This is a genomic window from Chitinophaga arvensicola, from assembly GCF_900110835.1.
GTDB classification, from domain to species: Bacteria; Bacteroidota; Bacteroidia; order Chitinophagales; family Chitinophagaceae; genus Chitinophaga; species Chitinophaga arvensicola.
This window is the reverse complement of record NZ_FOJG01000002.1, coordinates 3,194,407-3,213,881: the sequence shown is the minus strand read 5'-3', so window position 1 is coordinate 3,213,881 and position 19,475 is coordinate 3,194,407. Positions and strand designations below refer to the sequence as shown.

Genomic DNA, 19,475 nt, shown 5'->3' with positions numbered 1-19,475 from the left:
AAAATTACGGATTTTCGCGGGTATTCCGACCGTTGCAGCGGGAGCCCGTACCCGCCGCATGACCGGTCGTTTGCCTCGCTTTGTTGTGGCTGTAAATTATCTGCTTTTCTTATCACGCTTTAATTACTCACTGCCAGCCGCACATTTTTTGCGGCGGTTACCATGTTGCGCAGTGCCAGTTCTGTTTCCGGCCATTTGCGTGTTTTCAGGCCGCAGTCGGGGTTTACCCAGATATTGCGTAATGGCAGCAAGGTAGCTGCTTTGTGTAAAAGCGCTTCCATTTCCGCTACTCCGGGTACTCTTGGTGAGTGAATATCATATACCCCCGGACCTGTTTCATTTGGATACCGGAAGTTGGCAAAGGCTTCGAGTAATTCCATCTGTGAGCGGGAGGTTTCTATGGTGATCACATCTGCATCCATGGCAGCAATATGTTCAATAATATCGTTGAATTCTGCGTAACACATATGCGTGTGGATCTGCGTGGCGTCATCTACGGTGCTGACGGCAAGGCGGAATGCTTTCACCGCCTGCTCCAGGTAAGCGCTGCGCTGCGCTTTGCGTAAGGGCAATCCTTCGCGGAGGGCAGGCTCATCTACCTGTATCACAGTGATACCGGCATCTTCGAGGTCTTTTACTTCATCGCGAATAGCCAGTGCAAGCTGCATCGCGGTTTGCATACGCGGCTGATCATTCCTTACAAATGACCATTGTAATATAGTAACAGGGCCGGTGAGCATGCCTTTTACCGGTTTGCTGGTAAGCGATTGGGCAAAGCTGCTCCAGCCTACTGTCATGGGTTTCGGGCGTTGTACATCTCCAAAAATGACCGGTGGTTTTACACAACGGGTACCATAGCTCTGTACCCAACCGTTTTGCGTGAAGGTGAATCCATCCAGTTGTTCACCGAAGTATTCCACCATATCATTCCGCTCAAACTCGCCATGTACCAGTACATCCAGCCCGAGGTTTTCCTGGCGGTAAATGGTTTCTGTAATGGCGTGGCGGATATCAGCCTGGTAGGTTTCCTCTGTAATGGTCCCTTTTTTCAGGTCGGCGCGCAGCTGCCGGATCTCCGTGGTTTGTGGGAAAGAGCCGATGGTGGTAGTGGGAAACAACGGGAGTTGCAGGATAGAGTGCTGCAATTTTTGCCGGTGAGGGAAGATGCTGTGACGCTGTGTATCTGCTGTGGTAATGCCTTTTAGCCGTTTTTTTACATCGGGCCGGTGAATGCGGATGGACGTTTTTCGGGCGCTCATGGCAGCTTCGTTGTCGATGAGCAAGGTGTCATCGCCGCTAAGGATGCGCTTCAAGGCTGTTACTTCCGCTACTTTCTGTTTTGCAAATGCCATCCATTGCCTGATTTCCGGATCCAGTGCGGTTTCATCTTCCAGGTTATAGGGAACATGCAACAGGGAGCAGGAAGTGCCCAGCAGGAGGCGGTCTTCACCGATTTTTGCAATAGCTTTCCGGATCAGTTGCAGCGATGCAGCGTAGTCATTTTTCCAGATATTGCGGCCATCCACTACGCCGAGGGAAAGTAATTTATCTTCCGGAAGTGCGGCCAGTAGGGTGTCCAGTTGTTCCGGTGCACGTACCAGGTCGATATGCAATGCCTGTGCCGGCAGCTCCAAAGCCAGCGTGGTATTGTCTTCCAGTCCGCCGAAATAAGTAGTCAGTAGTATTTTGAGGGAAGGTAATGCTTGTGCAATAGTGGTGTATGCGTGATGATACAGTTCTTTTACTTCGGATGTCAGGTCGGTGACGAGGAACGGCTCATCGAGCTGTATCCAGGTGGCGCCGGCCTGCTGGAGGGAAGCCAGCAACTGGATGTATACCGGGAGTAGTTTTTCCAGCAGTTGGGACATGCTCAGGTCATCTCCCTTTATTTTGCCGGATAACAGGAAGGAGAGTGGTCCGATCAGCACTGGTTTGGTGTGGATACCTTCGCTGAGGGCTTCTTTGAATTCGGCCACACATTTGGGCTGGTGCAGGGAATATTCCTGTGTGGCGTCGAATTCAGGTACCAGGTAATGATAATTGGTATCAAACCACTTGGTCATTTCCAGGGCGGTGATATCGAAATTATTTTTCTGGTAACCCCTTGCCATAGCGAAATACAGCTCCGGGCAGGAGGGGTTGGCAAAGGTTTGTTGTAGTGCTTTAAAGCGGGATGGTATTACGCCCAGGGTGATGCACATATCCAGTACCTGGTCGTACCAGGAGAAATCGTTGGAAGGAATCAGGTCGATGCCTGCTGTCTGTAACCCAGTCCAGTTCTCTTTTCGTAGTTGCCTTGACGTTAGTTCAAGACGTTCCAGGGATATCTTTCCGGCCCAATAGTTTTCGCAGGCTTTTTTCAGTTCGCGCTGGCTACCTATTCTGGGGTAACCTGGAATGTTGGTAAGCATATATAGGATGTATTTTATTCTACACAAACCTATTATTATTGGTCCTTTGTTCGATCATTTGAAGTTATTTTGGTTTTTTGTCTTAAAAAAGACGCATTTTAAAGAACAAATTACTGAAAGCGATATTGTGAGAGATGGTAAAACAGAATAATCTACGGCGGGGGCGTATAGGTGATTTTCCTTAGGTTTGCAATATGTTTACAAATTACTCATATACAGTTGACAAGCGCTTCATGCGTTATGTACAGATAGATACGCAGTCGGATCCCATGAGCAATACTTTTCCCACCACGGAAAAGCAGAAAGATCTCTCCCGCCTGCTGGTAAAGGAATTACAGGAAATGGGCATTACGGATGCTGAGCTGGACGAACATGGTTATGTGTATGCGACCATTCCTGCCAACACGGATAAGCAAGTACCGGTGATCTGTTTCTGTTCACACGTAGATACTTCTTCCGACAGCAGTGGCACCGGTGTAAAGCCGATTGTACACCAGCAGTATGATGGCGGCGATATTGCGTTGCCGGACGATGAAACAGTGGTGATCAGTGCAAAGGAGCATCCTTACCTGGCGAGCAAAAAAGGCGATGATATTATTACTGCCAGCGGTACTACCTTACTGGGAGCCGATGATAAAGCCGGTGTGGCAGAGATTATGGATGCGGCGCATTTCCTGATGACGCATCCGGAAGTAAAACATGGCGCTATCCGTATCCTGTTTACACCCGATGAAGAAGTTGGTCGTGGTGTAGAAAAGGTAGATATGAAGAAGCTGGCGGCTGATTTCGGGTATACCATGGATGGCGGAGAGCTGGGCTCCCTGGAAGATGAAAACTTTTCCGCAGATGGTGCAAAGATCACCATATATGGTATCAGTGCACATCCGGGTGCGGCGAAAGACAAGCTGGTAAGTGCTATCAAGATTGCCGGTGAAATCGTAGATGCGTTACCGAAAGATGGTCTTTCTCCGGAAACCACCGACGACCGGGAAGGATTTATCCACCCCGTTCGTATACAGGGTACCGTAGAAAAAACAGAAATAGATTTTATTATCCGTGATTTTGAAACCTCCAACCTGGAAGCGCACGAAATGTACCTGCGCCGGATCATGGAAAAGGTGCTGGATAAGCATCACGGAGCCAAGGCCACGTTGAAGGTAACAGAACAGTACCGTAATATGAAAGAGGTGCTGGTGAATCATCCGGAAGTAACGGCCAATGCAGCAGAAGCGATCCGTCGTGCCGGTGTACAACCACTGAGGATGAGCATCCGGGGTGGTACAGACGGTTCCCGTTTGTCTTTTATGGGATTACCCTGTCCTAATATCTTCACCGGTGAAATGGCGCTCCACAGCAAGCATGAATATGTGAGCATACAGGATATGAAGAAAGCGGTACAAACAATTGTATATCTGGCACAGGTTTGGGAAGAGAAGGCCTAAAATATTGCGGAGCAACTTCGCAAATATTTTATTACTTTAACCGTTTATAGTAGTGTTCTACTTATGCACCCGTTAAACTATAGTTCATGTTGTTAGGTTTTATTACGTTATTACAGGATTCTTTATTACTTCCGAAAGCTGATACAGTGGCGCAGGGGATTGCAGCTACAGGTGCTCCTGCACCGGAAATTCATCTGATAGACATGTTGATGAAGGGTGGTGTACTGATGATTCCATTAGGGCTCCTCTCCCTGGTAGCGGTGTATGTATTTGTGGAAAGAGCGATCACTATCAGCAAAGCAGGGCGGCTGCCCGATAACTTTATGCCGATGATCCGCGATCAGATCACTACCGGCAATATGCAATCTGCCCGTTCGCTGGCTAAAAATACCGCCGGACCGATTGCCCGTATGATTGAAAAAGGGATCCAGCGTATTGGTAAGCCTATTGAGAATATCGAGAAATCCATGGAGAATGTGGGTAAACTGGAAATCTACCGGATGGAAAAGAACCTGGTGATCCTGTCTATCATAGCGGGTATTGCCCCTATGTTCGGCTTCCTGGGTACCATTGCGGGTATGATCCAGACCTTTTTCAATATCTCTATCACGTCAGATATTACCCTGGGTACTATTGCGGGAGGTATCTATGTAAAGATGATCACTTCTGCTTCGGGGTTAATTATCGGTATCGTGGCGTTTATCGGCTACAGCTACCTGAATGCCCAGATAGACAAGGTGGTAAACAAGATGGAAGGCGCTTCTGCTGAATTCATCGATATTTTGCAGGAACCAACCCGTTAAAGCAGTACTCATGAATTTACGCAGACGAAATAAGAGACAGGTGGAAATGCACAACTCTGCACTGAATGACATTCTGTTCATTCTGCTGTTGTTCTTTCTGATTGTTTCCACCCTGGCCAATCCGAATGTGATTAAACTGCTCCTGCCGAAAGCGAAGAGCAATACGAAGTCGAAACAAACGGTGGTAGTAAGTATCAACGAGAAACGCGAGTTTTTTGTGGGTACCAACAAAGTGACCTTTGATCACCTGAAACAGGCACTGGCGCCATCTATCGGTAATGAAAAGATTGATCCTACCATTGTCATCAATGCGGAGAAATCGGTACCGGTGGAGGATGTGGTGAGTGTAATGGAAGTTGCCCGGGAGATGGGGGCCAAAGTGGTGCTGGCTACCGCACACAAATAATCAGTCATTTATTTTAGAAAGGCCTGCGGATCACTGATCTGCAGGCCTTTTGCATTATATCTTATTACCTTTTACCATCCGGTCTTTCCCGAACATATCCTGTTTCAGGGTAACCGCTGCGAATCCGAGTGATTCCATCAGTGCTACCACTTCTTTGCCCAGGGCCTCATTGATCTCAAAGTAGAGGGCGCCGCCGGGGAGTAGCCTGGATTGGGCCATCACAGAGATGTGGCGGTAAAACAACAGGGCATCGTTGTCGGGAACGAAGAGGGCCAGTGATGGTTCGAAGCCCCAGACCAGTTCCTGCATGGAGGTTTGTTCGCTTTGTGTGATATAGGGCGGATTGCTGACGATCATGTCGAATTCCGGTAAACCTGCCAGTTGCGCAGGATTGAGTGCGTCCATGAGCTGGAAATTCACTTCCAGCCGTTGCCGGGCGGCGTTGCTGCGGGCTACTTCCAGGGCGCCTTCACTCACATCGATGGCAGATACCTGCGCATCCGGGAGTGATTTTTTCAGGGCCAGGGGAATGCATCCGCTGCCGGTGCCTATATCCAGCAGGTGCAGGCGGTGGCGATGTGCGGCATCCTGTACCATCCATTCCACCAGTTCTTCGGTTTCGGGCCGGGGAATGAGTACGTTCCTGTTGACCAGGAGTTCCATGCCATAGAACCAGCTGGTGCCGGTAATATATTGCACCGGTTCATGGCGTTGCAGCGCTTCTATGGCTTCTTTGAGGCGTTGTTTCTGATCGGGGGAGAGGATTTTTGTTTTGTGGACAATGCGATCCAGTTTACTCATACCCGTTAGGTACTCCATTATAATATGTGCAATGTTGGCCGCTTCGCGTTCATCATAGAGTTCACCGATGGCGCCTGTGATATAGGTAAAGGCCGTTTGTATAGTCAATATTAATAATTTAATGATGGTTACTGGAAAAGTGCAAACGAGGGATAGCGGATTTTTCCATTCGTTTAAAACGATACATTTGCAAAAATATTACTTCGCTGGCGATTATGAATAGCACGTTCAATGAATTTTTTATGCAGCGTTGCCTGGAACTGGCTGCTATGGGTGCCGGTCAGGTAGCGCCTAATCCGATGGTGGGCGCAGTACTGGTTCACCAGGGGCGTATTATCGGAGAAGGCTACCACCGCCAGTATGGGCAGACCCATGCGGAGGTGAACTGTGTAAACAGCGTAGCGGAAGAAGAACGCAGCCTGATTCCGCTGGCCACCATGTATGTGAGCCTGGAACCTTGTGCCCATCATGGTAAAACGCCGCCCTGCGCAGATCTGATCGTATCACATGGAATTAAACACGTGGTGATCGGCTGTGTGGATACCTTTTCTGCGGTAGCGGGAAAAGGCATTAAAAAGCTGGAAAAGGCCGGTATACAGGTAGAAACAGGTATACTGGAAGCGGCCTGCCGGCAGATCAACCGCCGCTTTTTTACTTTTCATGAGCAAAAGCGGCCTTATATTGTTTTGAAATGGGCACAGAGCCGCAACGGTTTTATGGCCGGTGCAAACGGCGCACCCGTGCGGATCTCCAATGTGTACAGCGACCGCCTGGTGCATAAATGGCGCAGCGAGGAAATGGGTATCCTGGTAGGTACCCGTACTGCTATCAACGACAATCCCCGGCTGAATAACCGGCTGTGGACCGGCAAAGACCCGGTACGCCTGGTGATAGACCGGGAATTGACCGTGCCCCGTACCCATCACGTATGGGATGGCAGCATTCCTACTATTTTTATTACCGCTGCCGCTGCAGATACAAACGGGCTGACAGAAAGCATGTCGCTCGATTTCGAAACCGACCTGCTGCCACAGCTGATGAAACAATTGCACCAGCGGCAGATACAGAGCATCCTGGTAGAAGGCGGCAGTTATGTATTGCAGCAGTTTATTGCCGCCGGTTTATGGGATGAAGCCCGTGTGATCACGGGTACGGCTACACTGCCGGAAGGGCTGCCGGCGCCGGTGCTCACCCACGCCACGCCGGCACATACCATGCAGGTAGCAGGGGATCGCATTGATTTTTATTATTCCGCGTAAATAGTATGCGCATACTTAAATTATTTTGATGGAGGTTTATTTTACGATAGATAAAACTGCAGTAGCAGAATTCAAAGACAGAGGCAGTAAATTCCTGGCATATGCTTTCCCCGTTAAATCGCCGGAAGAAGTGAAAGAGTGCCTGGGAGAAGTGAAAAAGGAACATCCCAAAGCTACGCATCACTGTTATGCCTATCGTATCGGTACAGCCGGCTTGCAATTCCGTGCGGCAGATGATGGAGAGCCTTCCGGTTCCGCCGGAAAACCGATCCTCGGTCAGATCGACAGCAAGCAACTCACCGATGTGCTGATTGTGGTAGTACGTTATTTCGGCGGCAGTTTACTGGGTGTACCCGGACTCATCAATGCGTACAAAATGAGTGCGGCAATGGTACTGCAACTGATCCCGGTCATTCAGAAAAATATAGAAGCAAAGTATCACCTCAGTTTCGATTATACGATCATGAATGAAGTGATGATGGTGGTAAAACAAAACAACTGCACCGTTATTTCACAGGAACTGCAATTATTCTGCGAAATGGTGATCGGTGTACCAAAATCCGGTGAAGAGCTGTGCCTGCTGCGCCTGAAAGATATATATGGCCTGCAGGTAAAAGTGCAGAAGAATTAAGCACCCGAATGGATGATTCCGATTGAAAGTGCGGGTGTTACTACCTATAGATAGGAATCCATACTTCACCTTCATCTCCCGGAAAATAACCCCAAAAAATATTTCCCCTGTTTGTATAAAATGAGATGACCATAATATAAATTTTCTTAAATTTAGTTTTTGTTAACTGAGGTTTCTTTAACCCGACCCTTTTCAGATAGTCATCGTACCATATTTATATTAAAAGCCCCCTTTTGTATATGTTACATACAATAACGACCGTATCTATTGCTGACAAACAGTTTAAACAATTCCATTCCCTTAAGCTGGAGCAATCCTTACAGGGACATCATCATTTTGAACTGAAAATAGGTTACGACTGGCTACAGGAGCTGGGCCCCGGTATTGTATCTGCCACCAAGGCTTTCCTGGGAAAGGAAGTGAGCATTACGATACAATCACTGGAACCGCTGGCTTCGTATGATCCCCTTACTTTTAATGGTATTGTGATGTCTGTCAGCTCCGGAAAAGAAAGCGACGGCACCCATGGCTTTTGTGTGATCCGGGGTTACAGTCCTACGATACTGCTGAATAATGACCTGCACGTACAATCGTTCGAAAACCAGGACCTGGGCGCGATTGTAAACACTGCCCTGAAATCCTGCGGCCCTTATCTGAGCCGCCCGCAGGTAGATCCCAATACCACCAGTTCTTTAAAATATATTGTACAGTATAAGGAAACGTCTTTCGACTTCCTGCGCCGGTTATCAGAGCGTTTCGGCGAATGGTTCTTTTATAACGGCCAGCAGGTTGTGTTTGGGAAATACCAACCCCGGGAAGTATCGCTGGTACACCTGGTAGACCTGATGAACTTCGACCTGGAGATGAAAGTACAACCCAATAACCAGCAACTCAACGGTTATGATTACCGTAGTCATCAGGTGGTGGAAAATACCACCCTGGCACAGCCCTCAGGTAAAGTAAACGACTATACGGCGCATGTACAGGGATTAAGTGAGAAACTCTACAGTAACACCTCTACCTATAAAATGACACATGCGTTTACCAGCAATGCCAAAGCAGAACTGGATACCCTGGTAACACGCCAGAAAAAAGGCCGCATGGCCGCCATGGTGCAGCTGAAAGGTAGCAGCCGGCACACTTCCCTGCGGGTAGGAGATCATATCTCGATCCAGGAAAATGTGTATGCAAAAGATGATCACGGAAAATTTATGATCTGGGGACTCACGCATCATGTAACTGGCAACGGAGACTATTACAATGAGTTTGAAGGTATTCCGGCAGATTCGGCCGCACCGCCGGTTAACCTCGAAAATATGCCCTATTGTGAGGCGCAGAGCGCTACCGTAGTAGATAACCATGACCCGAAAGACCTGGGAAGGATACGGGCACGTTTTAAATGGCAACAGGGCATGACACCCTGGATGCGGGTAGTTTCCCCACATGGTGGCGGCAGCAAAGGCATGTACATGGTACCAGAAAAAGGAGAGGAAGTAGTGGTGGATTTTGAAGGCGGTAATCCGGAACTTCCCTTTGTACTGGGTACCACCTACAACGGGGAAGGTAAAGCCGGTTTTGGTACCGCCGGTAATGACATGAAAGCCATCCGGACAAGAAGCGGTATATCGATTTTACTCAATGATGCCGATGGCAGCGTGACAGTATCTGATCGTGCCGGCAACCGCATTTTTATGGACGGCACGGAAAATATGTCCATTTTCTCCAAAACAAAAATGGAAATCTCTTCCAAAGAAATAGAAATTACCTCCGAGAAATTTACCATTGGCGCAACGGAAAACGGAACCATCATTGCCAAAAAAGGGATTTACCTGGAAGGTACAGAGATGGTGACGATGACCAGCAAAGACACTGTGGTAAAGGGAGCAGATTCGCTTACCATGCTGTCGAAAGATCTGCTGGCCTCCGGTAGCCAGAACGCCAATATAACCGGTGCTTCCATCGGTGTAAACGGTTCAAAAGATGTGACCGTAAATGGTACCAGCGATGTAGTGGTATCCGGCGGGCTCGTGAAAATAAATTCCTGATTTCTTAAAGCTGACTTATGACTACCTCACCAACTATTGGGCAGGAATTTTATAAAATCAGGGATACATGGGCCACCGCCGACGCTGATCACAGCTGGAAGCTGGCCATCTGGCAGGTGCAATATGCCGATGTGGAAATCATAGATAAATTCCTGGAAACAGAACGTACTGCCATCGGCGTTTTTCCGGAGATATTTTTCCGCTTCGACAGCCCTTACCAGGAAGATTATGCGGCGTATGAGCAAGCCCTGTGGCAGGAATACCTGGCATGGTTTGAACCCATAAAGCGCGCTGAATATGATGTGTACGGCGCACTGAAAAAAGACGGTCTGCTGAAAAGTGATTATGAACCTGACCGGCAACTACCACCGACGGTACAGAGTATCTGGAAAGAATTGCGCCGGTTGATGAGTCATATTCATGGACTCGAAGATACCGGCTGTTGTATTTATTTCCCGCCTTTAAGACCGGATCAGGCCGATGCAGGTCCCTGGTATACAGATATGCTCAAAAAAGGAATGCCGCCCGGTATCCGCCTCGTAACGATTGATATTACAAACCATTCCCGTATCACCATCCCGAAAATATATGTGCCGCAGGTAAAACTGCTGCAACCGGCACTGAACATGGTAGCCGCTATCAATAACGACATGGATAAAGGCGGCGGTAATTCAGACACCATCAGCATAGATGCCCGCTTCCGTAAGCAGATCCGTAAGGTAATGGATTGCACCACGCAATCAGATACCTCGCTATTGGATACGGAAATAACTACTTTATTGCAACTCAGTAAAAAAATGGGCGGAGATCCGCACCTGGTAGCCGGTTGGATGATTGCTGCGCAGGCGTATTTTATGATCCGCGAATCGGATAAAAGCGCAGGTTACGCAGATAAAGCCATCCGTTTATCGCGCGAGCTGATGGACAAACAGGATCCCGCAGGCTATCCCACCTGGAAATCATGCATCATGATCCGTGCAGCGATCCTGGTCGGAAAAAAGAAGCGCAAACAGGCCATTGCTTTGTATGAAGCGCTGGCACTCGAAGCTGTGAAAAGAGGCGACGCTTTTATGATCATGGAAGGATACCGGCTTAGCGGACATCTCTACTACGAACTCGGACAAATGAACATTGCTTTCGAAAATGAATTGCTCGCTATCAGCGGAGGTAGTTACCTGGAGCTGGAAGTACGCAGGCAATCTACTTTCCTGCATGCTGCCGCCATGGCGGTGCATCTGTGTGAGAAAGTAAGGGGACCGGAAGATCTCCGCGTGTTGCAGGATAGTTTACAGGAGTTACTTGGCGCCGACTGGGCTACACTTCTGCAATCAGAAGGCATGGAACATGCCACCGCCAGAAGAAAATCGACCTTGTTTGAATTTAACTAAACCCTTATCCCGGCAGGGAGTAAAGTAATCATATCATGGCTGTAGAAAACAAAGGCTTCGGGGAATTATTTGCAGAAAAGAAAAACTCACTGGACCATATTCAGAAAGGAATGGCCAGTATATTACCTGCTTTCCCGGGTATGCCCGCTGCCAAGTATTTCGACCTTGGCATCGGTATAGATTTTCACGATACGGTGTTTCCTCCATCCCCGCTGCTACCGGTGCCGCATATCGGGATGATTTACGATATTATGAGCGCTATCATCGCTGCTATTGCCAGCGTAGTGCCGCCTCCACCACCGCCCCCACCGGCAGAAGAGGGTAAGGAACCGCCCTCACAACCATTTTCATTGATCGCTACTGCGCAGATGCTGATACATGCACTGAGTCCATCGGTGAAAGTACATAACCAGTGGATCGCCAATGCCGGCACACCTATCCTGCATTTGCCCGCTATCATTGCACATCTGCCCTTTCCCATTGTGAAACCCAAAGCTGCTTCCGAAATGTGGATGGGTAGTTCTACCGTACTGGCAGACGGAGGCCCTTTTTCAACACAGTTTCATCCAGCGCTTTCCTGCAACCTGGTGGGATTACCATCTCCGCCACGACTCAATAAAAAAAGCACCGCCATGGCACTCATGGCGCCCACTTCCGTAGTACTGATCATGACCTCTGCCGGAAAACCTGTACTGGTGGGTGGGCCGCCTACTATCGATCTTTTTCAGCTGATGTTTAAATTAGGGCTGAAGGGATTATCAAAAGCAGCAGGTGCCGCCTTGCAGAAAGTAGTCGAAAAAATAAAAAGCCGTTTTCCCAAACTCGCGGAAATACTACAACATATCAAGTGTAAAGGATTTGGTGAACCGGTAGATGCAGTGACCGGCAGGGTATTTTCCTCCAATATTGATTTTGAACTTCCCGGTCCTATACCATTGGTATGGGAACGCACGTATTACAGTGATGCGGAAGTACCGGGTCCGCTGGGCTATAACTGGCATCACAGCTATGACCTGAGCCTGTATGATCTGCATAATGGTTTTTTCAGCATCCGCCTGGCCGATGGCCGCGAAACGGTGATGCCGGCTATTCCCGTTGGCAGCAGCTATTTCAACAGAATAGAACGTTTATGGTGGAGACGCGATAACAGTGGTTATTACCTGACAGACAGACGTCAGCTCAGCTACCGCTTTCATGCAAAGCCCGCACCCGATGGCAGTTGTATGCTCTCCGAAATAAGAAATCCGGCCGGGTTCAGAATACAGTTCCGGTATAACGGTAACGGCTATCTGCAACAGATCATCGACAGCAGCAACCGCCTGTTAACCGTAGTGACAGATGAACAGGGCCGTGTGGAAGATATTCATACGCGGAAAGGTGCGGAAGTGATTCACCTGGTGCGTTATACCTATGATGACGCAGGTAATCTGCGCAGCACCGCCGATGCTTTAAATGCTACGAAGTACTTTTTTTATAAGGATCATTTACTGGTACGACTGACCAATCAGAGCGGATTAAATTTCTACTGGGAATATGAAAAGAAAGGACAGGATGCACGCTGTGTGCATACCTGGGGAGATGGTGGTGTATTGGAATACAAGGCAACCTATGAACCGGGCAAGACTTCCGTTGTGAATGGTCTTGGTCATACCACTACTTATTATTACGACGAACGCCAGCTGATCTATAAATGGATCGATGGCAATGGCGGCGTCACTTTGCAGCAATACAATGTATATGAAGAACTGGAAGTAATAGTAGATCCTGCGGGTAATACCATGAAGTTTGGATATGATGCGTATGGGAATAAGGAAAAAGAAACCAATGGCAACGGTGAATCTACCCTGTTCTATTATGATGAGGAACAGCGGCTGACAGGTATTAAAACGCCTGGTGGCCGGCATATGCAATGGGTATACAATGAACAGGGATTGCTGGTAAAAAAGAAAAATATTGAAGGCATTGTTACCCGTTACCGGTATACCGGTCCGCATTTGACACAGGTGATCTATAAGCATGGCCGCACGTTTGAGCTGGCGTATGATGAGCAACATCTTCTCTGCCGGTTCACCTCTCCCGAACAGGCACAACTGCAATGGAAGTATGATGAACTGGGCCAATTGATAAAGGAGATCAGCGAAACCGGGTATTGGTATGAGTATCACTATGATGCCGCTGGTAATATGATCCGAATGGAAGAGGCAGATGGCAGTATTCATCACTTCGCTTATGATGCTGCGGCCAACCTGGTGAAAGCAGTGGATGGTGCGCGGGAGGTCAGTTTTACTTATGGGCCACTGGGTGTGCTGACGGGTAGAAGTCAGCATGGTGTGAATGTGCGTTTCAACTACGACAAGGAACTTCGCTTGCGTAGCATTGCTAATGAAGGTGGTGAATTATACCGGCTGGAACCGGATGCGAACGGGCATATTATTGATGAATGGGGTTTTGATGGCGTGCATTATCATTATGAGCGTGATGGCGCAGGTAAAGTAAAGAAAATACTTCGTCCGGATAACCGGTGGACCAGCTGTGAATATGATGGCGCAGGTTCGCTGGTACGGGAAGAATATAGTGATGGCAGCGTAACAGCATATGGCTATAACAAAGACGGCTTATTGACTGGCGCCTTTAATGAAGATGGCGCTGTAACATTTCAACGTGATGTATATGGTCATGTGGTCAATGAAGTGCAGGGCGCTTATACGGTGAACCGTAGCTATAATGAATGGGGAGAAGCTGTGATGATCACCAGTAATTTAGGCGCAGCTATTACGCTGGAACACCATGCGGCCGGGTATGTGGAAAGTATGCAGGCGGCTGATGGGCAGCCGGCAGCATGGCAGGCGCAGTGGAAACATAATGAAAGCGGCCGCGAAGTATTAAGGATGCTTTCCGGCGGCGTAACGGTGGAAACGCAGCGGGATAAACAAGGAAAAGTAGTGCGGCAATCCATTGGCGTGCACAAAGCCGAACAAAGCCGTACCCGCTATGAATGGGGAAAGAATACAAAGTTGCGCCGTATTGTCAATGAAATGAGCGGCGCGCAGGCACAGTTTTCCTACGATGAATTTGATAACCTTGTAAGCGCTACCTATGGCGATACCGGTCCTTCCGCAGCGGAAACGGTGTACCGTATTCCCGATAAGCTGGGACATCTGTTCAACACACCCGCGCGTAAAGACCGTGTATATGGTAAAGGTGGTCGTTTACTGGAATGCCCGGATTATTTCTACTACTACGATGGAGAAGGCAACCTGGTGTGCAAGGAATTCAGACACAACCACCAGGTAGCAGAAGATAAACTTTCCTGGGCGAAGTCGCAGAAAATAGCGCTGAAGGGAAGTCATACCGGCTGGATATATGAATGGAAAGCCAACGGATGGTTGTCTAAAGTAATCACACCTTCCGGCGGAGAAATTGTATTCAGCTATGATCCGCTGGGACGGCGAATTGCAAAAGTGAATAAACGGTATCAGCAGGTAACGCGCTGGGTTTGGGATGGCAATGTAACCTTGCATGAATGGCAGTATAACGGTGATTACCCTCCGCACCTGGCGGCGGAAGCAGACGGAGAATTGCAGATAGAACAGGAACCTGTGGAAAACCTGGTGACCTGGATCTTTGAAGAAGATTCGCTGGTGCCTTGTGCTAAGCTTACAGCAGACAGTGCTTATAGTATTATTCCCGATTACCTGGGTACGCCTGCACATGCATTTGATACCGACGGAAATAAAGTCTGGGGCAGGGATCTGGACTGCTATGGAAAAGTAAGACACCTGCATGGTGATAAAACTTTTTGTAATTATCTTTATCAGGGGCAGTATGAGGATGTGGAGACGGGATTGTGCTACAACCGTTTCCGGTATTATGATCCGGGCAGTGGTATGTATATCTCGCAGGATCCGATCGGATTGTTGGGAGGTACCCGGTTGTATGGATATGTACATGATCCGAACAGCTGGGTGGATGTATTCGGACTTGCAGGCGGCGCAGCCGGATCTGGTCGTGGCTGGTTGAACTGGGCCAAACAATGGCACGATAAAAGAGCCGATGAAATATTCGGAACCGGTAACCAGGGACGATCTATCGGCGGGCGTAATTATGATAAATATTACGATGGCAAGGATATTGAGTTCAAGTCGGATAATTTTTCCAAAGGACCAAGGTCAAAAGAATCATTAGCCCGTATGGATAAACAGGTAGATAAAGATATTGCCAATAAAGTAGCAGGAAGAGCAGAGCCACACTGGCATTTTGATCATGATCCAAGTAAGGCGGCAGATATGCAGGACTTACTGAAGAAAATGGACGAAAACGGCATTACCCATACACATGGTAAAACATATCCTGGTCATCACTAAATAAAATATAAAGAAAGTATGTCCGAGTTTTTTAGTGTAGTCAATGAATTTGAAGAACTGATTGAGCGTTTCGATTTTAAACAGCCAAAGAAGTTGTGGTATCCTCACCTGGTGGCACTGAGCAAGCATATCGAGGATGTCTTCTATTGTTATGTGATTGCGAGAGTATATAAGCATGATGGTTCATTACGTACTACCATGTGGGTAGGACCTGTAGACAGACCGGATGATGGTCTTGATAGCCTGTCGGCACATATCAAAGTAGACATCGGATATACACAACTACTGGATGAAAATTTTTTTCTGAACTGCCAGAAGAAAATTATCAACCTGATTGAAGAAGGGGCATTGACTTCTTTACTGGCTTCTTCCCGCAAAGAGCTGGCATCACCTTCTGTTAAGAATAAAAGATATGAGGTATATACCCATGATCTGTTGCCCTTTTTTAAGCAGATTGTGGAAGCAACCGGGAATGATAAAAAAGTACTGGGAAGTAAAAAGAAATGTGAAGAAGTAATTGAAAAGGAATTTTCAAAGCTGAAGGGAGAGCAGAAAGCATTCTTTGAGAAACTGGGCATAAAGAGTACCAAAGAAATGATCTGGGAATTGTGCTATATCTATTCTCTGTAACCGCTAGCCGACAAAACAATCAGCTGCTTTTTTTTTAATGGCCATGGAAAAATATCAGGTAGATTATAGCCAGTTTTCATATTTCAAAGGGATCAGGATCTTATTTGCCTATCTGCAGGAAGGACTTGACTATGCGCAGGAAAATAATATTCGCGACGTGTGCGTATGGACGGATGGAGATTGGGATAAGCAACTGGTGGATTTTGAATTTTTGAAAGGGCGGGATTTTATTACTACATTTCACTGGTTGGTACCACTTAAAAAGAAATCTGTCATTAACGGAATATATCACTTATCCGGGGTGACAGATTTACGTTGGGGCGGCGCCAGTGATTTTGATCTTGATCTCTCAAAGTTCCCGTCTTTAAAAAGACTCAATATTGGCTATGGTGAAAAGATTAAAGGTTGGGAGAAGGTAAAGACATTGGAGTGGTTGCAGATAGGAGGCATTAAAACAACTGATCTGTCTTTTTTAAAGGAGATTATTCAACTGGAATACCTGCGTATTATTGGTGCATCTATTACTTCCATTGCGGGTATTGAAAAATGTAGTAAACTAAAAACGCTGTTTTTGCAGAAATGTACTTCTCTTGTAGATATGCACGATACATTAAAAGAGTTACCCCATTTAACGCAGCTTAACCTGGAAGGTTGTAAAAAAGTGAATACTGTAACAGCGTTGGCAGGTATCGAAATCAAAAATGTATCAGTTCTTTAAAAAAGAACTGTACAAAACCGGACAGTAGCCGGTTAAAAGCGTACACATTTTCCATTATACTTTTCTCTAACTGATTTATTTCCAATAAGGATACAAATGGGCATTATCTTAGTGCGATAAGGCCTTCAAGCATTTAATATCTCCAGTTATGCTGTACATGTATCTTAAAATCGCGTGGCGAAATATTTTCAAAAGCAAGATAAGTTCTTTTATAAATATCATTGGACTGGCTACCGGTATGGCGGTAGTGTTGATGATTGGCATGTGGATCGCAGATGAACTGAATTATAACAAGACGCATCTGCAGCACGATCGTATTGTGCAGGTGATGCGGCATACCAGTATGAATGGTAAAACTGCTACCCGCAATTCCATGGCGATACCGCTGAAAGATGAAATGGCTGCAGGATATGGTGCAAACTTCCAGCACCTGGTATTGGCGTCTCCGGGTACGGAACATGTGTTGTTGTCGGGCAATACCAAAATAGTGCAGCAGGGCCGCTTCATGGAGCCCGGGGCGATAGACCTGCTATCATTGAAGCTGGCGTATGGTAACAGCGAAAGCCTGAAAGATCCGGGCGCTATCTTCCTCTCCCGGTCGGCTGCCACCGCATTGTTTGGCAACGCTGACCCTATGGGGAAAACGGTAAAAATAGACAACAGTATGCTGGCGCATGTGGTGGGCGTATATGCAGATGTGTCTTATGCGTCTGACTTCCGGCAGCTGATGTTTGTGGCCTCCTGGAATTTGCTGCAAACCTCCGATGAGTGGGCGAAGAAAGCAAAGAACAGCTGGAGTATACACTCCTATGAAATTTTTGCAGCACTCGCTCCCGGGGTGGATATCAATAAGCTATCTGCCAGTATCCGCAATTTAGAATTTAACCATTATGATAAAGCAGTGGCAGCAAAGCGCTCCGTAGGCATATTTCTTTTTCCCATGGACCGCTGGCATCTCTTTTCAGAATGGAAAGATGGCGTGAATACCGGTGGCCGTATTCATTTTGTGTGGCTCTTTGGCATCATCGGGGTGTTAGGATTGTTATTGGCGTGTATCAACTTTATGAATCTTACTACAGCGCGTGCAGAGAAGCGCGCAAAGGAAGTGGGTATCCGTAAGGCGGTGGGTTCCCGGCAGGGACAATTGATCCGGCAATTTTTTACAGAGTCATTGTTGCTCACTTTTATAGCCTTTACTACCGCGTTGTTACTCACCTGGCTATTATTACCGTTGTTTAATGAACTGGCAGATAAGAAAATCATCATGCCCTGGAATAATGCGTTATTCTGGTTGTGTGGATTGGCAGGTTGTATAATTACGGGTTTGCTGGCAGGTAGTTATCCTGCATTATACCTGTCATCTTTCCGGCCGGTAAAGGTGCTGAAGGGTACTTTCCGTGCAGGGCGTTATGCAGCCGTTCCGCGTAAAGTATTGGTGGTGTTACAGTTCACCGTGTCGGTGATATTGATGGTAGGCACCCTGATGGTTTACCAGCAGGTACAATATGCGAAAGACAGACCGGTAGGATATTCCCGTGATGAATTATTGACGGTGAAGTTAGCCACACCGGAAGTACGTCAGCATTTCAACGCATTAAGGGAATCATTGCAACAGACAGGCGTGGTGGTGAATGCTGCGGCTTCTGAGGGGCCTACTACCGATGTGTGGGATAACCGCAGTGGTTTTAGCTGGACCGGTAAAGATCCCGGCATACAGGCCGATTTTGCGACTATTGCGGTGACGCCGGATTATGGCGCAACGGTGGGACTGACGTTTACTGATGGCCGTGATTTTTCAGCAGATTATGCAGCAGATTCACTGACCGGTATTGTGGTGAATGAATCGGCCGCAAAATTTATGGGCATGACCAATGCCGTGGGACAATTGGTTACCTGGGGAAGTGCCAGGATGATGATAATAGGCGTGGTGAAAGACATGATCATGACTTCGCCTTATGAGGCGGTAAAGCCTGCGATCTATTATCCGGATGCGGAACGTTTGAACTTTGCTATTTTACGGATAAACCCCGGTGTGAGTATGACTGCTGCTTTAGCAAAGATAGCCCCGGTGTTTGCAAAGTATAATCCCGATGCACCTTTCGATTATCAGTTTGTAGATCAGGAGTACGCGCGCAAGTTTGATGGGGAAGAACGGATTGGTAAGCTGGCCGGCTGCTTTGCGGTGTTAACCATTTTTATAAGCTGTATCGGTTTGTTTGGTTTGTCTTCTTTTATTGCACAGCAGCGTACCAAAGAAATAGGTATCCGTAAAGTGATGGGAGCTTCAGTGTTTATGTTATGGAAGATGTTATCCGGAGAGTTCCTGGCGCTGGTAAGTATTGCGGGCGTACTGGCCGTGCCGGTATCATGGCATTTCCTGGATCAATGGTTACAGCAATATGCCTATCATGTGGAGGTAACAGCGGTTACTTTTGTAGTGGCAGGAGCAGGAGCTTTGCTGGTGACCTTTCTGACCGTCAGCTATCAGGCCATTGTAGCGGCCACCGCTAATCCCGTAAAGAGTTTACGTGCAGAATAATATAAAGTAAAAGGGAAGGCCAACTGCCTTCCCTTTTG

The 19,475-nt window shown here is 47.5% G+C and carries 13 protein-coding genes; 11 read left to right on the top strand and 2 right to left on the bottom strand.

The window, feature by feature from the left end:
• Positions 1–119: 119 nt before the first annotated feature.
• Positions 120–2,411, bottom strand: coding sequence for a 5-methyltetrahydropteroyltriglutamate--homocysteine S-methyltransferase (gene metE / locus BMW79_RS29950; protein WP_089902157.1), 2,292 nt, complete (start codon positions 2,409–2,411; stop codon positions 120–122).
• A 194-nt stretch (positions 2,412–2,605) separates the two neighbouring features.
• On the opposite strand from metE, the gene pepT reads away from it, so the two are divergent.
• The 3 genes from pepT to BMW79_RS29935 all read left to right on the top strand — a co-directional run bounded on the left by pepT (position 2,606) and on the right by BMW79_RS29935 (position 5,062).
• Positions 2,606–3,853, top strand: coding sequence for a peptidase T (gene pepT, locus BMW79_RS29945; protein WP_089902153.1), 1,248 nt, complete (start codon positions 2,606–2,608; stop codon positions 3,851–3,853).
• An 86-nt stretch (positions 3,854–3,939) separates the two neighbouring features.
• Complete coding sequence (locus tag BMW79_RS29940) at positions 3,940–4,656, top strand: MotA/TolQ/ExbB proton channel family protein (RefSeq protein ID WP_089902150.1); 717 nt, start codon at positions 3,940–3,942, stop codon at positions 4,654–4,656.
• A 10-nt stretch (positions 4,657–4,666) separates the two neighbouring features.
• A complete protein-coding gene (locus tag BMW79_RS29935; RefSeq protein ID WP_089902145.1) occupies positions 4,667–5,062 on the top strand; it encodes an ExbD/TolR family protein in 396 nt (131 codons plus the stop codon).
• A gap of 54 nt (positions 5,063–5,116) precedes the next feature.
• On the opposite strand, the gene prmC is transcribed toward BMW79_RS29935, so the two are convergent.
• Positions 5,117–5,971, bottom strand: a complete 855-nt coding sequence (gene prmC, locus BMW79_RS29930; RefSeq protein WP_177192389.1) for a peptide chain release factor N(5)-glutamine methyltransferase — start codon at positions 5,969–5,971, stop codon at positions 5,117–5,119.
• A 107-nt stretch (positions 5,972–6,078) separates the two neighbouring features.
• Here prmC and ribD point away from each other — a divergent pair, with 107 nt between their 5' ends.
• The 8 genes from ribD to BMW79_RS29890 all read left to right on the top strand — a co-directional run bounded on the left by ribD (position 6,079) and on the right by BMW79_RS29890 (position 19,437).
• A complete protein-coding gene (ribD, locus tag BMW79_RS29925; protein WP_089902139.1) occupies positions 6,079–7,122 on the top strand; it encodes a bifunctional diaminohydroxyphosphoribosylaminopyrimidine deaminase/5-amino-6-(5-phosphoribosylamino)uracil reductase RibD in 1,044 nt (347 codons plus the stop codon).
• A 28-nt stretch (positions 7,123–7,150) separates the two neighbouring features.
• Positions 7,151–7,753 (top strand): IMPACT family protein, encoded by a 603-nt coding sequence (locus BMW79_RS29920; protein WP_089902136.1) that lies wholly within the window; start codon positions 7,151–7,153, stop codon positions 7,751–7,753.
• A 239-nt stretch (positions 7,754–7,992) separates the two neighbouring features.
• A complete protein-coding gene (locus BMW79_RS29915) occupies positions 7,993–9,798 on the top strand; it encodes a type VI secretion system Vgr family protein (protein WP_089902132.1) in 1,806 nt (601 codons plus the stop codon).
• Positions 9,799–9,815: 17 nt separating this feature from the next.
• A complete protein-coding gene (locus tag BMW79_RS29910; protein ID WP_089902129.1) occupies positions 9,816–11,186 on the top strand; it encodes a tetratricopeptide repeat protein in 1,371 nt (456 codons plus the stop codon).
• A 35-nt stretch (positions 11,187–11,221) separates the two neighbouring features.
• A complete protein-coding gene (locus BMW79_RS29905) occupies positions 11,222–15,550 on the top strand; it encodes a DUF6531 domain-containing protein (protein ID WP_089902126.1) in 4,329 nt (1,442 codons plus the stop codon).
• Positions 15,551–15,568: 18 nt separating this feature from the next.
• Positions 15,569–16,180, top strand: a complete 612-nt coding sequence (locus BMW79_RS33775; RefSeq protein WP_143059300.1) for an Imm25 family immunity protein — start codon at positions 15,569–15,571, stop codon at positions 16,178–16,180.
• A gap of 43 nt (positions 16,181–16,223) precedes the next feature.
• Positions 16,224–16,898, top strand: a complete 675-nt coding sequence (locus BMW79_RS29895; protein WP_089904436.1) for a leucine-rich repeat domain-containing protein — start codon at positions 16,224–16,226, stop codon at positions 16,896–16,898.
• A 148-nt stretch (positions 16,899–17,046) separates the two neighbouring features.
• A complete protein-coding gene (locus BMW79_RS29890; RefSeq protein WP_089902123.1) occupies positions 17,047–19,437 on the top strand; it encodes an FtsX-like permease family protein in 2,391 nt (796 codons plus the stop codon).
• The last annotated feature ends 38 nt before the right edge of the window (positions 19,438–19,475 follow it).

What these genes read in the sequence shown, in the direction of transcription:
- metE (WP_089902157.1), bottom strand. Translation starts at nt 2,411, where the DNA reads ATGCTTACCAACATTCCAGGTTACCCCAGAATAGGTAGCCAGCGCGAA.
- pepT (WP_089902153.1), top strand. Translation starts at nt 2,606, where the DNA reads ATGTTTACAAATTACTCATATACAGTTGACAAGCGCTTCATGCGTTAT.
- BMW79_RS29940 (WP_089902150.1), top strand. Translation starts at nt 3,940, where the DNA reads ATGTTGTTAGGTTTTATTACGTTATTACAGGATTCTTTATTACTTCCG.
- BMW79_RS29935 (WP_089902145.1), top strand. Translation starts at nt 4,667, where the DNA reads ATGAATTTACGCAGACGAAATAAGAGACAGGTGGAAATGCACAACTCT.
- ribD (WP_089902139.1), top strand. Translation starts at nt 6,079, where the DNA reads ATGAATAGCACGTTCAATGAATTTTTTATGCAGCGTTGCCTGGAACTG.
- BMW79_RS29920 (WP_089902136.1), top strand. Translation starts at nt 7,151, where the DNA reads ATGGAGGTTTATTTTACGATAGATAAAACTGCAGTAGCAGAATTCAAA.
- BMW79_RS29915 (WP_089902132.1), top strand. Translation starts at nt 7,993, where the DNA reads ATGTTACATACAATAACGACCGTATCTATTGCTGACAAACAGTTTAAA.
- BMW79_RS29910 (WP_089902129.1), top strand. Translation starts at nt 9,816, where the DNA reads ATGACTACCTCACCAACTATTGGGCAGGAATTTTATAAAATCAGGGAT.
- BMW79_RS29905 (WP_089902126.1), top strand. Translation starts at nt 11,222, where the DNA reads ATGGCTGTAGAAAACAAAGGCTTCGGGGAATTATTTGCAGAAAAGAAA.
- BMW79_RS33775 (WP_143059300.1), top strand. Translation starts at nt 15,569, where the DNA reads ATGTCCGAGTTTTTTAGTGTAGTCAATGAATTTGAAGAACTGATTGAG.
- BMW79_RS29895 (WP_089904436.1), top strand. Translation starts at nt 16,224, where the DNA reads ATGGAAAAATATCAGGTAGATTATAGCCAGTTTTCATATTTCAAAGGG.
- BMW79_RS29890 (WP_089902123.1), top strand. Translation starts at nt 17,047, where the DNA reads ATGCTGTACATGTATCTTAAAATCGCGTGGCGAAATATTTTCAAAAGC.